The organism is Stenotrophomonas riyadhensis (genome assembly GCF_040256885.1).
GTDB classification, from domain to species: Bacteria; Pseudomonadota; Gammaproteobacteria; order Xanthomonadales; family Xanthomonadaceae; genus Stenotrophomonas; species Stenotrophomonas riyadhensis.
Genome location: NZ_CP155568.1, coordinates 3,893,119 through 3,906,510, shown reverse-complemented (window position 1 = coordinate 3,906,510; position 13,392 = coordinate 3,893,119). Strand labels below are relative to the sequence as shown.

The window sequence follows — 13,392 nt, the reverse complement described above, 5'->3', positions numbered from 1 at the left end:
GGCACCTGCCGTTGCGTCACCACCCGCGCGCTGCGAACAGGCGCGCGTAGATGCCGCGAACCACATCCTGCTTGCTGCGGTTGTAGGCCTGCACGTTGGCATTGCCCTGCAGTGCTGCCTGCTTGGCCTGTGCATAGCGCCTGCGGTCGTCTTCATGGCTGCGCAGCCAATCGCGGAACAAGCAGTGGCGGAGGTGCTCGGCGCAACCAGGTGCGAACACGTGCAGGTTCACGCGCGGCACGTCCAGCCGCAGCATGCGGTGCTGGTACCACGAGGGTTCGCGGATGGTAAGCACGTAGCCCAGTGCCTGCAGCGGTGGCAGCCAGGCCGCTTCGTCGGCGGGATCGGCAACCAGCAGGTCGATGTCCAGTACCGGTTTGGCCGGCAGGCCCGGCACCGCGGTGGAGCCGACATGTTCAATGCCCAGCGCGGTGTTGCCGAGTGTCGCCTGCAGCTGCGTGCGCTGCTGCTCGAACTGGTCGGCCCACAGCGTGGACCAGGGCACCACCTGCAGCGCTTCCGGCTGCGGCGCGCCGAGAACCCAGGGATTCTCCTCAGGGTCGCCATCGGCGAAGGTGGTGATTGCGGTGGGATCGAACGGGATATCGGACATGCCCACCATGGTGCCATGCCCAGCGGTGATGTCAGCCCGGCTTGCCGTCGCGCCGTGGGCACAGGTAGATCCAGCCCAGCCGCGCCACCCACGGTGCCAAGGCCAGCAACCAGCCGATGGCTGCGGCGAAATGCCACGCATAGGCGTCGGGCATCAGTTCGGCAGCGATGCGCATGATCGCCACCGCCTGCAGCGCGACGAACGCAAACCAGGCCACTGCCGGCATCACCAGCGGTCGCCCGGAATGCCCCTGGGTGACCCGGGTCACCATCGCCACCAGCAGGCTGCCGAACAGGCCCACGGCGAGGGCATGCAGCGGCGCGCGGCCGAGCAGTTGCAGATGGCCCAGCATCTGGCCGATGTCCTGCAGCAGATACAACGCGAAGCTGATCGGCAGCCACGCCAGCGCCAGGAACAGGGCCGCGAGCAGGCCCGGCATCGGCCCGCGTGGCCACCAGTGCCATAGCGCCTGCAGCGACAACATCAGCAGCGGCGCATCGGCCAGCCACAGCAGGTGGTCGATCTGCAACGCGCTCAACAGCAGGCGCAGCATCAGCAGCGCCCACATCGCGGCCAACCAGCGCAGCGGTCGCCACGGCACGTAGCCGTCCACCACGTTGTTGGCGAAGAACGGGATCATCCGGTGCGCGACGGTGAGGTAGACCGGCAGCAGCAGGCCGAAGGTGCCGAGTGCCACCGTGACCGGCATCAGGGTGGCGTGGCCGCGCACCACTGCCATGAACAGCAGCAGCCCCAGGCAGCCCAGCAGCAGTGCGGCATAGCAGGCGCGCGCATGCCAGTTGCGGTTGGGACCGGCGGCCTTGAGCACGCGTCCCAGCACGATCAGTCCGGCGTTCCAGCCGGCCAGTGCCAGCAGCAGGCCGGGCCACAGTCCGGGTGTCCACCCGCAGGCGGCGGCAATCAGCAGCGCCTGCCCACCAAACAGGCCGATGCCGACCGGCGCATAACGGCTGCGTGGCAGCTCCGGCTGTGCCATCCAGCGCGGGAACACGGTGAGCAGGAAGCCGAAGATGAAACTGGGCAGCACCAGGTACTGCATCAGCAGCGCGTGCAGCCAGGCCGGAGGCAGCGGCGATGGCTGCGGCGTCCACAGTCCGCGCAGAGCGCCCAGCCACAACGCCCACCACAGCATTGCCAGCAGCAGGTTGCTGGCGCCGATGAAGAACAGCAGCCGGTGCGGCGCGCGCATCAGCATCGCAGGGGAGGGCAGGCGGGCCATGCAGCGAGTCTGCGCCGGAGGGGGCGGCCGCTGCCTTGACCTTCGTCATGCCAACGTATGGATGGTGCCAGCCAGCGGCCGGCACGACCAGAAAGAAACCCCGGCAGTGCCGGGGTTCTTCGTTCACAGTCGCCGATCGATCAGGCGGCGTTCTTCATCGTCGCCATGTCGATCACGAAGCGGTAGCGCACATCGTTCTTCGCCATGCGTTCCCAGGCTTCGTTGACGTTCTTGATATCGATCATCTCGACGTCGCTGACGATGCCGTGCTCGGCACAGAAGTCCATCATTTCCTGGGTTTCGGCCATGCCGCCGATCGCCGAGCCGGTCAGGTGCTTGCGGCCGAAGATCACGCTGCCGCCGGTCAGCGGCGGATCCAGCTCGGTCAGTACGCCGACCAGGCACATGGTGGCCTCGCGCTTGAGCAGGCCCATGTACGGGTTGGTGTCATGGCCAACCGGAATGGTGTTGAGCAGGAAGTCGAAGCTGCCGGCGTGCGCCTTCATCTGCGCGGCGTCGCGCGAGACCAGCACTTCGTCGGCGCCCAGGCGCTTGGCGTCGGCGCCCTTTTCCGGCGTGGTGGTGATCATCACCACATGCGCGCCGAGTGCCTTGGCGAACTTCACGCCCATGTGGCCGAGGCCACCGAGGCCGATCACGCCGACCTTCTGGCCCGGGCCGACCTTCCAGTGGCGCAGCGGCGACCAGGTGGTGATGCCGGCGCACAGCAGCGGCGCGGCCGCCTTCAGGTCGAGGGTGTCGGATACCTTCACCACGAAGCGCTGCTCGACCACCACGTGGTCGGAATAGCCGCCGTAGGTCGGCGCACCGCTTTCGCGTTCACGGCCGTTATAGGTCCAGGTCGCGCCTTCGGCGCAGTACTGCTCCAGGTCGTGCTCGCAGGCGTCGCAGTGGCGGCACGAGTCGACCATGCAGCCCACGCCGGCGTGGTCGCCGACCTTGAAGCGGGTGACGTTGCTGCCGACCTCGGTGACGCGGCCGATGATCTCGTGGCCCGGCACCATCGGGTAGATCGAGCCACCCCAGTCGTCGCGGGCCTGGTGCAGGTCGGAGTGGCAGATGCCGCTGTAAAGGATCTCGATGCGCACATCGTCCGGGCCGACCGCGCGGCGTTCGAACTCGTACGGGATCAGCGGGTCGGTATGTGAATGGGCGGCGTAACCACGGGCGAGGGACATGGGGAATCCTTGGCAGGGTTTGTCGAAAGGCGTTTTACAATACGCCCCGTACCCAGCTGCAAGAAGCGCGGATATCGGCATGATTCATCAAGTGGAACTGCACAATCATGGCCACTGACAACCTCTCGCACCTGGCCGCGTTCGCGGCGGTCGCCCGCCACCGCAGCTTCCGCCGCGCCGGCGCCGAGCTGGCGCTGTCGACCTCGGCGGTGAGCTATGCGATCCGCGCGCTGGAAGAACGCTTGGGCGTGGGCCTGTTCCATCGCACCACCCGCAGCGTGGCCCTGACCGAGGCCGGGCAGCGCCTGCTCGAGCGCCTGCAGCCGGCCTTGGGGCAGGTGCATGACGCGCTGGAAGAGATGAACCAGTTCCGGGCCGTCCCGGCCGGCCTGCTGCGCATCAACGCCACCCGCGCGGCGGTGCCGACCCAGTTGCGGCCGCGGCTGGCGCGTTTCCTGCACGCGCATCCGGACATCCGGGTGGAACTGACCGAGAACGATGGCCTGGTCGACATCGTCGCCGAGGGCTACGACGCCGGCGTGCGCCTGCATGAGTTCGTGCCGGAGGACATGGTGGCGGTGCCGATGGGGCCACCGCTGCGCGGGCTGATCGTCGGCTCGCCGGACTACCTGCGCCGGCACCCGGCGCCGCAGCACCCGCGCGACCTGGCCGCGCACGAATGCATCCGCTTCCGCTTCGCCAGTGGCCATCTGTACAAGTGGCAGTTCGAACGCGAGGGACGGGCGTTGGAGATCGATGTGCCGGGGCGGCTGACGCTGGGCGAGCAGGGCACCGTGGTCAGTGCGGTGCTCGATGGCATCGGCCTGGCCTATGTGCTGGAAGACTCCGCGCGGCCGTACATCGACTCGGGGCAGATGGTGGCGGTGCTGGAAGACTGGAGCGAACCGTTCGCCGGTTTCGCGCTGTACTACCCGAAGCAGCGGCAGATGCCTGCCGCACTGCGTGCGTTCGTGGATATGCTGCGCGAGTGAATCGCAGCGGATGGCGCAGAGCCGTCCAATGACCGGCTCCAGCGAGAGGTTTCCGAGTAGATCCGCGCCATGCGGGGATGGCGTTCACCCGCTAGAGTGAGTCTTCTCAACAAAAGGACGTCATTGAGCATGCTCGCCGATCTCGAACAGGCTTCCGGCCAGACCTTCCCGCCGTTGTTCCGCCAGCTGGTGGAAGGCAACCGTTTCAGCTGGGGCGAGCAGGGCCCGAACTGGTACCGCACGGTGTTCCCGCAGGTGCAGCCGCAGCCGCCGGTACTGCTGTATGCCAACGACTATGAACCGATCGAGCCGAGCGAACTGCGCGCAGCCTGGGAAGATCTGACTGCCGAAGATCATTACAACCCGCTGCGCGATGACCTGAAACTGCTGCCGTTCGCGCGCACTGGCGCGGGTGATCACTACTGTTTCTGGACCAATGCACCGGGCTCCAGTGAGTCGCCGGTGCTGCTGGTCTGGCATGACGATGATCGCGCCGATCTGCTGGCTGCGAACTTCCAGGACTTCCTGTTCCGCAAGATGGCCGAAGCGGTGGTGGAGCTGGAGGAAGAGGATTCGCTGCTTTCGGAGGGCGATATCGGAACCAATCTGCAGGCCTGGCTCGGTACCCATCGTGGCTGGCTGCGAGGGGAGCAGGCAGCTGCGCTGCAGGCGTTGTATGCACGCGTGGAGGACATCACTGCGGGTGAGATCAGTGACGAGGACGTGCAGCCGCTGCTGCAGCTGATCGCGTTCGATGGTATCGACAGCGAAATGCCCTACGTGCAGTCGTGACCTGATCCGAAGCGTTGCCGGTAGATCCACGCCATGCGTGGATGCGGCCGGCTACGGTACCTGCAGTACGGGTGCCAACAATTCCAGGCAATCACGCAGATGCACCTCTACGGGGGCATCTGCGGCCACCACGCCGATCACACGTTCGCGCAGCGGCTCGGCCACGGCCATCGCCAGGATCAGTCGCGCCATGCACGCGACATCTCCCTCGCGCAGCAGCCCGCGCTGCTGCTGCCGCGCCAGCCAGTCGGCCAGCAGCGCACGGCCGCGTTCGATGCCGTTGTCCAGGTAGGCCTGCAGCAGCGCGTCCTTGCCAGGAAAGTCAGTGGCCAGCAGCCGGAACACCTGCACCGCCTGCGCCGACAGTGCCTGCGCGCAGACCGCCTGCAGGATGTCCTGCAGCAACGGCAGCACCTCGTCGGCATTGCGCGCATCGCGCTGCAACTGCGGCGCGAAGCCGTCGGTCCACTCGCGCACTGCCAACCCGACCAGTTCCTCGCGGTTGCTGGCGTGGCGGTACACGGTTTTCTTCGCCACCCCGGCGTGCGCCGCCACCGCTTCGATGGTGGTGGCCTCGTAACCCTGTGCCAGCAGCAGCTCCAGCGTGGCCTGCAGCACGGCGTGGCGGACTTCGGCTTCCGGCCGCGCAGGGCGGCCGCGGCGGCGGATTGGTGAGGGTGGCTCGGGCAGGGTGGTGCTGTTCATTGCGCCCATCTTACCGCATTCGGATAATTGCGAAACGAAATGCGTTTCCGTATTGTCGGGCCTCCCAACCCCGCAGGAGACCCCCGATGGATACCGCTGTGAACGCTCGCGCCTGGCTGGACCACCACGACCTGCTGGACCCGGCACCGATGCATCTGGAAACCGGCATCCAGCGCCGCGAAGACGGCACCCTGCTGGTGGCGGTGCGTACCGATCTGCACGGCTGCAAGGGCCGCATGCTGGACTGGTGGTTCACCTTCTTCGAGACCACCCAGCACATCCGCTGGTGGCATCCGGTCGACCATGTCGAGCATCGCGGCTGGGACGCGGCCTGGCAGCGTGGACGCAGCTACCACGGTGCCAGCATCCATGCCGTGGAATCGCTGGCTGACATTCCGCCGGTGGCGGCGCGCCTGAAGTTCCATGACCCGCGCACGTTGCTGGTGCCCGAGCGCCTGCAGGTGGCACAGGATGCAGGCGATGTATCGGCGGTGATCGCCGCGCGCATCGGCTTCGGTGACCACGTACGCCTGGATGCAAACGGTGATCCCTGCGACGGGCAGATGCTGCACGTGGCGCGCGATACGCCGTTTGGCTGCGTGCTGCGCAGCCGCTTCGTACTCGGCCTGGACAGCACCGATCCGCACCGCGATGCCGGCGATGCGGTCGGCCTGGGCCTGCTCAAGCACTGCTATACGGAGTTCAGTTTCCTCTCGCGCCTGCTGCCGTCGCTGTACTACGGCGAGCGTGCCAACGGCGAAGCGGTGCCGTTGCCGTGGTGAACGATGCGCCGGTCATTCGACCAGCACGTCGTAGCCTTCGCCACTGAACTGGATCAGACAGAAGCCATGGCCGAATGGATCGGCCAGCACGGCGATGCGCCCCCAGCGACGCTCGCGCACGGACTGCTCAAGTGTCGCCCCGGCCGCAACCGCACGTACCACTCCAGCTTCGATGTCATCCACCACCCAATCCAGGTGCAGCGGCGTCCAATGGCGCTCGTAGTCGCGCACGTCGCCGTCTTCAGTAGCGACGCTGCCAGCTTCGTTCTGCAGCAGGTACAACGGTGTTGGCCCGCCGAGCAGTTCCACGGCCTCCGGCCCGAGACGGCGGCCGATGCGCAGGCCGAAGGCTTCGGTGTAGAAGGTTTCAGCGGCAGCAAGATCGGGCACGTCGAGGTTGACGATGAACGACGTGGTGACGGAGTTCATGGGGACTTTCGTCATGTTGTTGGGCACGGATGGGCGGTCTAGGATCGCACTGTAGTTCAGGATCGGAGTGTCCGGTCGTTGCGACTGGTGGCCTCGTTGCCAGGGAGGATTCCATGCGGGATCTGGAAGTGGAAGCGCGACTACGCACGCTGGAGCAACAGGCAGCCCGATGGCGCTGGCTGCTGGTGGCAGCGCCCGTGCTGATGATGTCGATCGTGCTGGCCGGTCGCGGTTTTGCCAGGCCGGAGGCCGGCATTGTTCCGGAGATCCGAACCCAGCGCCTGATCGTGCTTGATCAGGAAGGGCGCAAGCGGGTGGAGATCGGTGAGGACGCGCCGGACCTGGACATCAAGCGCAACGCCCGGGTGGCGGGGTTGATCATCTTCGATGGCAATGAACAGGAGCGTGGAGGCATGGTCACGGCCGACGATGGCAGTGCCACGGTTGCCCTGGATGCGCCGCGCGGCGTTGGCTATCGCGTGTCAGATCGGGCTGGAATGAACGTGGGAGCGGACGGTTCGGCGCTTATCGGTGTCCTGTCCAACGCCGGGGGTTTTGCCGCCAGGCTGGTCGCGCAGGGCGCGGAAGGACAGCTGGAGCTGAGCCGCATGGAGTCCGCCGAAGGCGGCGCATCCACCCGTGTGATCCACGTGGACGCTGATGGCAAGTGACGGAGCAACAACCACAGACTCAAACAGGGAGCGCAACATGCATGAACAGGATATAGCCCTACGCTTGGAACGCCTGGAACACCGGCTGCGCCGCAGGAATTTGCTGGCGGCCTCGATGTTCGCGCTGGGCGCATCGTTGGCCCTGATCGGAACCAGCGTGGCCACACCTGATGCCGGCGTGGTGCCGGAGATCCGTACCTACAAGCTGACCGTGCTCGACAGTGAAGGGCGCACGCGCGTGCAGATTGCCGAGGATGCCAGTGACATTGCCCGCAACTCACGCGCAACGGGCATGACCATCTACGATGCGAAGGGCGATGAGCGCGGTGGCATCGGCACCATGGCCAACGGCAGCGCAGTGATGGCGTTGGATGCACCGGTTGGCGTGGGTTACAAGGTTCGCGATCGGGCGGGCATGAGGGTCGCTGCCGATGGCTCCGCCGTGATCACGGCACTGTCCAACGAGGGCAGCTTTGCCGCCAGCCTGGTGGCGCAGGGCAACCAGGGGCGGCTTGAGCTGAGTCGCAAGGACTCGGCCAAGGGCGAAATCAGCACCCGTGTGCTGACCTTTGATTCGGACTCGACCAAGGTGGAGAAGGCGCCGTGATGTGTCCTGTGGCGAGTGGCGCGTCGCATCCACGCATCGCGTGGCTCTACGGCGCGCGCGGGTAGTCGAGGTAGCCTGCTTCGCCACCACCGTAATAGGTGTTGCGGTCGGGCGTGGCCAGCGCGACGTCGTGCTGCAGACGCTCGACCAGATCCGGGTTGGCGATGAACGGCTGGCCGAATGCGGCCAGGTCGATGGTTCCGGCCTCGACCAGCTGCAGGGCACGCTCGCGGGTCATGCCACCGGCCAGGATCACGGTGCCACCGTAGGCCTGCTTGAACTGCCGCAGGAAGGCCTCGCCCAGCACCGACTGCCCCGCCTGCAGGTTGTCGTTGAGATGCACATAGGCCAGCCCGCGCTTGCCCAGCTCCTCGGCCAGGTACAGATAGGTGGCTTCGTTGTCGGGGTAGAACGGCATGTCGAAGGTGAGGTTGTTCGGTGCCAGGCGCACGCCGATGCGATGCGCGCCGATGCGCTCGGCCATCGCATCGACCGTCTCCAGGATCAACCGCGCACGGTTCGGCAATGAGCCGCCGTAGCGGTCCTCGCGCTGGTTGATGAGCGGGTTGAGGAACTGCTCGAACAGGTAACCGTTGGCGGCATGCAGCTCGATACCGTCGAAGCCGGCCGCAATGGCGTTGTCCGCCCCGCGTACGAAGTCGTCGATGATGCCGGGCATCTCCGCGGTCTGCAGTGCACGTGCCGGAGTGGGATCGGCGTGGCCACGGCTGCCATCGTCCAGGTACACGAACGAGGTGTTCTTCGGTGCGCTGGCCACCGGGCGCGTACCCGCGCTGACCGGTTGACCGCCCCCGGGCTGCAGCGAGGCATGCGACATGCGGCCCACATGCCAGAGCTGGGCGAAGATCCTGCCCTGCTCGGCATGTACGGCCTCGGTGACCAGCTTCCAGCCGGCCACCTGCTCGGCCGACCAGATGCCCGGCACATCGATGTAGCCTTGGCCCTGCGGCGAGACCGGCGTGCCTTCGCTGATGATCAGGCCGGCGCTGGCGCGCTGCCGGTAGTACTGCGCGGTGAGCGCGTTGGCGATCGCGCCGGGATTGCGGGCGCGGGTCATCGGCGCCATTGCGATGCGGTTGCGCAGGGCGGTTCCTGACAGGTCGAACGGGCGGAAGAGGGCGGTGGTCATGTCGGTCATCTCGGTGCGGGGGAGAGGCGCCAGCGGCGCGATGCACACAGGATGGAGTTGACATGCGGGTGCATAAAGCGCTTCGATCTCCCTTGGGGCGGGACTATTTGTCCCCAATGGAGTGCGAACGATGCTGCCGCTGGAATCCTTGAATGGCCTGGTGACGTTCGTCACGACCGCACGCTCGGGCAGCTTCACCGAGGCGGCAGACGCGCTGGGCATCTCGCGCTCGGCGGTGGGCAAGGCCATCGCCCGGCTGGAAACGCGGCTGGGTGTGCGCCTGTTCCATCGCACTACGCGGCGCATCGCACTGACCACTGATGGCGAGGCGTACTACGCCTCCTGTGCGGCGGCGCTGGAAGAAATCTCCGCGGCCGAGGCCTGTCTGGGTTCGGCGGGCCTGCCCAGCGGGCGGCTGCGCATCGACATGCCGTCCTCGTTCGGGCGGCTGGTGGTGCTGCCGGTGCTGCTGCGGTTGTGCCGGCAGTATCCGGACCTGCAGTTGACGATGACCTTCACCGATCACTTCGTCGATCCAGTCGAAGAGGGCATCGACCTGCTGATCCGCTTCGGTGGGCTGCACCAGGCCGAGCACCTGGTCGCGCGCCGGTTGGGGCGCCAACGCCTGGTCACCTGCGCATCGCCGGAGTACCTGCGGGCGCATGGCGTGCCGCGCACGGTGGAGGAACTGGCGCAGCACCGCAGCATCGTCGGCTTCCGCCATGGCCAGCCGATCTGGTGGCGGATCGGCAGCGAGGAGGACGAGGGAACGTTCATTCCCAGTGCGCCCTATCAACTCAATGATGGCGATGCGGTGATCGAAGCGGCAATCGCCGGCCTCGGCATCTGCCAGATGCCCATTTCACTGGTGCGCCGCCATCTCGATTCCGGCGTGCTGCAATCGGTGCTGGACGAACACATGCAGCGGCACATCGACATCCATGCGCTGTGGCCACCGACGCGTCACCTGCGGCCGAAGGTGCGCTACGTGGTGGATGAACTGACCCGGTTGGCGGAAGAAGGTCTGTTTGATTGAGCGGGGCCCGGAAACCGGGCCCCGCCTGTGGAACCGCTGCGCCTGGCCTACTTGAAGTTGTAGCGCAGGCTGGCCATGTAGCGGCGGCCCAGTGAATCCAGCACATACGGGAACGGCCCGATGTCATCGCCCACGTTGATCACCGACAACGTCACCCGTGCGGCGTCGGTAATGCGGTACGTGACGTTGGCGTCCCAGGTGGTCCAGCTGTCGCGATAGAAATACTGACGACTTTCCGGGGTATCGGTCATGGTGTACTGGGCGCGGCTGGTGTAGTTGGAGGCCACGCCGTAGTTCCAGTTGCCGATGCGATGCTGGGCGGTCCAGCGGAACTGGCGCTTGGGTTCATTGAAGCTGCCCGCCTGTTCGACGAACGGCACGTCCCGGTTCGCGGCCTGGCCACGGTTCTTCGGCATGTAGCCGTAGAAGTCCAGGTCCAGCACGCCGAAGCGCGACAGGTCCCAACGGTAGCCGACTTCGGCGGTCCAGCCGCGGAACATCAGCACCGGGCCGTTGCCATACTCGGTCTTGATGTCGGTAGCCACGCCGGTGTTCGGATCACGCGTCACCAAGCTGCAGAAGCGGTTGGCGTTGGGCACGTTGGCGGCGTTGAAGTCGGCAGTGTCGAAGCAACCGGTGATGATGTCGTTGGCACTCAGCGACGTGATCACGTTGTTGATCTTGATGTCATACCAGTCGGCGGCGACGCGCAGGCCCGGGATCCATTCCGGCGCGAACACGATGCCGGCCGTCCACGACTTCGCCGTTTCGTTCTGCAGGCGGGTGCTGCCGTTGGTCGAGCCCAGCGTATTGGTCGGCTGCTGGCGGAAGGTGTTCGGATCGGCGCCCGGGTAGGCGGCGAAGAACGCCTGGCAGTTGCGGCGACGCACCGCCGGATTGGAGCCGCCGCTGATGTTGTCCAGCGAGCACACTTCCGGGATGTTGTAGTAGGCCGGCTGCTGGGTGGTGTAGAGCTCGGCGATGGACGGCGCGCGCAGTGACTGGGTCTTGTTGCCGCGCAGCTGCAGGCCGGCGATCGGTTCGTACTGGATGCCGTAGGTGAACGCATTGAACGCGCCGGCGACGGAATTGTCGACGCGGCGGAACTTGGCGGTCAGGTCCAGGCGATGCAGGCCCGGGATATCCCAGTCGGGATTGAACAGCGGTGCCAGCACTTCGGCGAACACTTCATTGGTGTGGTATTTGCCTTCCGCCGCCTGGGTCGGCACCGAACGGCCCTGGCCCAGACGCTGGTACTCGCTGGGGGTGAAGGAGCCTTCTTCGCGGCGGTGTTCGAAGCCGGCCGCCGCGGACAGCTCGCCGCCGGGAAGATCGAACAGGCCGCCGGATACCGACGCATTGATGACGGTCTGGCGGGTCTGCGCCTTGGCCACGGTCCGGGTGGAGACATAGTCCAGGGCTTCGCGCGACGCCTGGTTCTCGCCGAACAGATTCAGCGGGCGGCAGTTCGCATCGGCCGTGGTGCCCGGACGGGTGGCATCACAGATGATGCGCCCGCTGGCGTCGGTGGTGACGTTGATTGCATTGATGAAGTTCTGCTGGATCAGGCCGGTGCCGAGGTAGTCGAAGTCACCGCGGCCGTGGGTGACGCTGGCTTCCCAGTTGAAGCTGCGCTTTCCAATATCGAAGAAGCCGTTCAGGCCGAGCACCGCGCGGGTCAGGCGGGTCTCGGTGCTGGCGTTGTTCATCGACAGGTCTCGCGAAGAACGCGACAGGCGGAACGAGGTGATGCCGTTGTCCGCGAGGATCTTGCGGGTTTCCGCACTCAGGAACGGATTGCTGGCGCTGAAGGTCAGTGCACCGCTGGCGGCACCGCCGCCGTCCAGGCGCGCATTGCCGAAGGACACGGCGTTGTAGACGTTCTGGTCCAGGGTTTCGCGGGCGGTCGCTTCGTATCGCGAAAGCTCGAAGAAGCCGCGCACGTTGTCGGTGAAGTCGAAGCTGCCTGTGGAGAACACCGAGCGTCGTTCGAGGTCGGCGATCAGCGGCACCGTCTCGAACAGGTTCAGGCCGTCCCCGCCCGAGGCGTTGCCGCCCGCGTAGCTGATGCCGGGGTTGAACTCGACCAGCTTGCCCTCGTTGTTGAACTGCCACAGTTTGTCTTTGTTCGGGCCGAAGCCAAGGATGTCGCCCAGGCCGTTGCGCGTGTAGCTGCCGGTCGCCGGCATCACCAGGCCACCGAAGGTCATGCTGGCAATGCGCCGGTTGCGGATCCAGACCTGGTCGGGGATGCCGTCGGCCGGCCCGGTATTGAACGGAATGCTGCCGTCGATGCGGCCATCATTGGTTGGCCGGCGCAGGGGCTGGGCAGTGGCGTTGGCCGCCGTGGGATTGGCCTGCAGGCTGTAGCCCTGGCGGTAGAAATCGCGCTGCAGCGCGTTCACGCCATCGGCATTGTCCAGTTCCGCCGCCACCACGATGTGACCACGCCCATCGGCGAATCCGGTACCGAAGATGGCCGACCAGGAGTAGCGCTCGTTGTCGTTCTTGCTGGTTCTGCCATAGCCCAGTTCGACTTCGGCACCCTCGAACCGGTCGCGCAGGATGATGTTGTTGACGCCGGAGATCGCATCCGAGCCATAGGTGGGTGCACCGCCAACGCTCAGGCTTTCAATGCGTTGCACCATGACGCTGGGAATGGCGTTCATGTCGACCTGGATGCCCGAGCCACCGCCGGCACCGAAGATGGTGGGCGGTGTGGAGGTGACGAAGCGGCGTCCATTGACCAGAGTCAGCAGGCGATTGCTGCCCAGGCCGAACTTGCTGGCGAAGTTGACGCCGGCGCCGAACCCGGCCTGGTCGCCACGTGAACTCACGCCAGCACTGACGCCGGGAATCCGGGTCACTGCGTCGATGAGGTTGGTGTCGCCATAGTTCTCGATCGATTCACGGCTGACCACCGCGGCGGGCTCCAGCGTATCGAAGCCGGCGCGGTAAATGCGCGAGCCGGTGACGGTCATCCGGTCCAGCTGCACGGGGGTCTTGCTGCTGGCGGGCTCGGCTTTCTGTTCCTGCGTGGCGGCCTGCTGCGCCATGGCCGGTGCGGCGGCCACCAGCATCAATGCCGAACCCAGCGCGACAGACAAGCGACTGCGGGCGAACAACGGTCGGTACATGATTTCTCCCTGGTCACGCCAATGTGACTCGGGGATAAA

Annotated in this window: 13 protein-coding genes; 6 read left to right on the top strand and 7 right to left on the bottom strand. The window is 66.1% G+C overall.

The window, feature by feature from the left end; genetic code table 11:
- Nucleotides 1-16 precede the first annotated feature (16 nt).
- The 3 genes from SriyCCGPB3_RS18040 to SriyCCGPB3_RS18030 all read right to left on the bottom strand — a co-directional run bounded on the left by SriyCCGPB3_RS18040 (nucleotide 17) and on the right by SriyCCGPB3_RS18030 (nucleotide 3,052).
- Nucleotides 17-613, bottom strand: a complete 597-nt coding sequence (locus SriyCCGPB3_RS18040) for a GrpB family protein (protein ID WP_350259588.1) — start codon at nucleotides 611-613, stop codon at nucleotides 17-19.
- Nucleotides 614-644: 31 nt separating this feature from the next.
- Nucleotides 645-1,853 carry an NnrS family protein gene (locus SriyCCGPB3_RS18035; RefSeq protein WP_350259587.1) on the bottom strand — a complete coding sequence of 403 codons (1,209 nt, stop codon included), beginning with the start codon at nucleotides 1,851-1,853 and terminating at the stop codon, nucleotides 645-647.
- Nucleotides 1,854-1,993: 140 nt separating this feature from the next.
- On the bottom strand, nucleotides 1,994-3,052 hold the full coding sequence (locus tag SriyCCGPB3_RS18030) for an NAD(P)-dependent alcohol dehydrogenase (protein WP_005419275.1): 1,059 nt from the start codon (nucleotides 3,050-3,052) through the stop codon (nucleotides 1,994-1,996).
- Between the two features lie 107 nt (nucleotides 3,053-3,159).
- Between SriyCCGPB3_RS18030 and SriyCCGPB3_RS18025 the strand changes: the two genes are divergently transcribed.
- On the top strand, nucleotides 3,160-4,044 hold the full coding sequence (locus SriyCCGPB3_RS18025; RefSeq protein ID WP_180854367.1) for a LysR family transcriptional regulator: 885 nt from the start codon (nucleotides 3,160-3,162) through the stop codon (nucleotides 4,042-4,044).
- A 129-nt stretch (nucleotides 4,045-4,173) separates the two neighbouring features.
- A complete protein-coding gene (locus tag SriyCCGPB3_RS18020; RefSeq protein ID WP_248858284.1) occupies nucleotides 4,174-4,836 on the top strand; it encodes an SMI1/KNR4 family protein in 663 nt (220 codons plus the stop codon).
- A gap of 51 nt (nucleotides 4,837-4,887) precedes the next feature.
- Here SriyCCGPB3_RS18020 and SriyCCGPB3_RS18015 read toward each other — a convergent pair whose 3' ends face one another.
- A complete protein-coding gene (locus SriyCCGPB3_RS18015; protein WP_279908578.1) occupies nucleotides 4,888-5,550 on the bottom strand; it encodes a TetR/AcrR family transcriptional regulator in 663 nt (220 codons plus the stop codon).
- Between the two features lie 77 nt (nucleotides 5,551-5,627).
- On the opposite strand from SriyCCGPB3_RS18015, the gene SriyCCGPB3_RS18010 reads away from it, so the two are divergent.
- The gene (locus SriyCCGPB3_RS18010; protein WP_153854506.1) at nucleotides 5,628-6,323 is read left to right on the top strand and encodes a DAPG hydrolase family protein; all 696 of its coding nucleotides are present in this window, start codon (nucleotides 5,628-5,630) and stop codon (nucleotides 6,321-6,323) included.
- Nucleotides 6,324-6,335: 12 nt separating this feature from the next.
- Here SriyCCGPB3_RS18010 and SriyCCGPB3_RS18005 read toward each other — a convergent pair whose 3' ends face one another.
- Complete coding sequence (locus SriyCCGPB3_RS18005; protein WP_153854505.1) at nucleotides 6,336-6,752, bottom strand: VOC family protein; 417 nt, start codon at nucleotides 6,750-6,752, stop codon at nucleotides 6,336-6,338.
- A 113-nt stretch (nucleotides 6,753-6,865) separates the two neighbouring features.
- On the opposite strand from SriyCCGPB3_RS18005, the gene SriyCCGPB3_RS18000 reads away from it, so the two are divergent.
- Nucleotides 6,866-7,423, top strand: a complete 558-nt coding sequence (locus SriyCCGPB3_RS18000; protein WP_350259586.1) for a hypothetical protein — start codon at nucleotides 6,866-6,868, stop codon at nucleotides 7,421-7,423.
- A 64-nt stretch (nucleotides 7,424-7,487) separates the two neighbouring features.
- Nucleotides 7,488-8,030 carry a hypothetical protein gene (locus SriyCCGPB3_RS17995; RefSeq protein ID WP_153854503.1) on the top strand — a complete coding sequence of 181 codons (543 nt, stop codon included), beginning with the start codon at nucleotides 7,488-7,490 and terminating at the stop codon, nucleotides 8,028-8,030.
- A 46-nt stretch (nucleotides 8,031-8,076) separates the two neighbouring features.
- Here SriyCCGPB3_RS17995 and SriyCCGPB3_RS17990 read toward each other — a convergent pair whose 3' ends face one another.
- Nucleotides 8,077-9,180, bottom strand: a complete 1,104-nt coding sequence (locus SriyCCGPB3_RS17990) for an alkene reductase (RefSeq protein ID WP_164162275.1) — start codon at nucleotides 9,178-9,180, stop codon at nucleotides 8,077-8,079.
- A 130-nt stretch (nucleotides 9,181-9,310) separates the two neighbouring features.
- On the opposite strand from SriyCCGPB3_RS17990, the gene SriyCCGPB3_RS17985 reads away from it, so the two are divergent.
- Complete coding sequence (locus tag SriyCCGPB3_RS17985) at nucleotides 9,311-10,216, top strand: LysR family transcriptional regulator (protein ID WP_110713642.1); 906 nt, start codon at nucleotides 9,311-9,313, stop codon at nucleotides 10,214-10,216.
- Nucleotides 10,217-10,263: 47 nt separating this feature from the next.
- On the opposite strand, the gene SriyCCGPB3_RS17980 is transcribed toward SriyCCGPB3_RS17985, so the two are convergent.
- Entirely contained in the window at nucleotides 10,264-13,353 is a 3,090-nt protein-coding gene (locus SriyCCGPB3_RS17980) for a TonB-dependent receptor domain-containing protein (RefSeq protein ID WP_164162274.1), read from the bottom strand.
- Nucleotides 13,354-13,392: the final 39 nt, after the last annotated feature.

What these genes read in the sequence shown, in the direction of transcription:
- SriyCCGPB3_RS18040 (WP_350259588.1), bottom strand. Translation starts at nt 613, where the DNA reads ATGTCCGATATCCCGTTCGATCCCACCGCAATCACCACCTTCGCCGAT.
- SriyCCGPB3_RS18035 (WP_350259587.1), bottom strand. Translation starts at nt 1,853, where the DNA reads ATGGCCCGCCTGCCCTCCCCTGCGATGCTGATGCGCGCGCCGCACCGG.
- SriyCCGPB3_RS18030 (WP_005419275.1), bottom strand. Translation starts at nt 3,052, where the DNA reads ATGTCCCTCGCCCGTGGTTACGCCGCCCATTCACATACCGACCCGCTG.
- SriyCCGPB3_RS18025 (WP_180854367.1), top strand. Translation starts at nt 3,160, where the DNA reads ATGGCCACTGACAACCTCTCGCACCTGGCCGCGTTCGCGGCGGTCGCC.
- SriyCCGPB3_RS18020 (WP_248858284.1), top strand. Translation starts at nt 4,174, where the DNA reads ATGCTCGCCGATCTCGAACAGGCTTCCGGCCAGACCTTCCCGCCGTTG.
- SriyCCGPB3_RS18015 (WP_279908578.1), bottom strand. Translation starts at nt 5,550, where the DNA reads ATGGGCGCAATGAACAGCACCACCCTGCCCGAGCCACCCTCACCAATC.
- SriyCCGPB3_RS18010 (WP_153854506.1), top strand. Translation starts at nt 5,628, where the DNA reads ATGGATACCGCTGTGAACGCTCGCGCCTGGCTGGACCACCACGACCTG.
- SriyCCGPB3_RS18005 (WP_153854505.1), bottom strand. Translation starts at nt 6,752, where the DNA reads ATGAACTCCGTCACCACGTCGTTCATCGTCAACCTCGACGTGCCCGAT.
- SriyCCGPB3_RS18000 (WP_350259586.1), top strand. Translation starts at nt 6,866, where the DNA reads ATGCGGGATCTGGAAGTGGAAGCGCGACTACGCACGCTGGAGCAACAG.
- SriyCCGPB3_RS17990 (WP_164162275.1), bottom strand. Translation starts at nt 9,180, where the DNA reads ATGACCACCGCCCTCTTCCGCCCGTTCGACCTGTCAGGAACCGCCCTG.
- SriyCCGPB3_RS17985 (WP_110713642.1), top strand. Translation starts at nt 9,311, where the DNA reads ATGCTGCCGCTGGAATCCTTGAATGGCCTGGTGACGTTCGTCACGACC.
- SriyCCGPB3_RS17980 (WP_164162274.1), bottom strand. Translation starts at nt 13,353, where the DNA reads ATGTACCGACCGTTGTTCGCCCGCAGTCGCTTGTCTGTCGCGCTGGGT.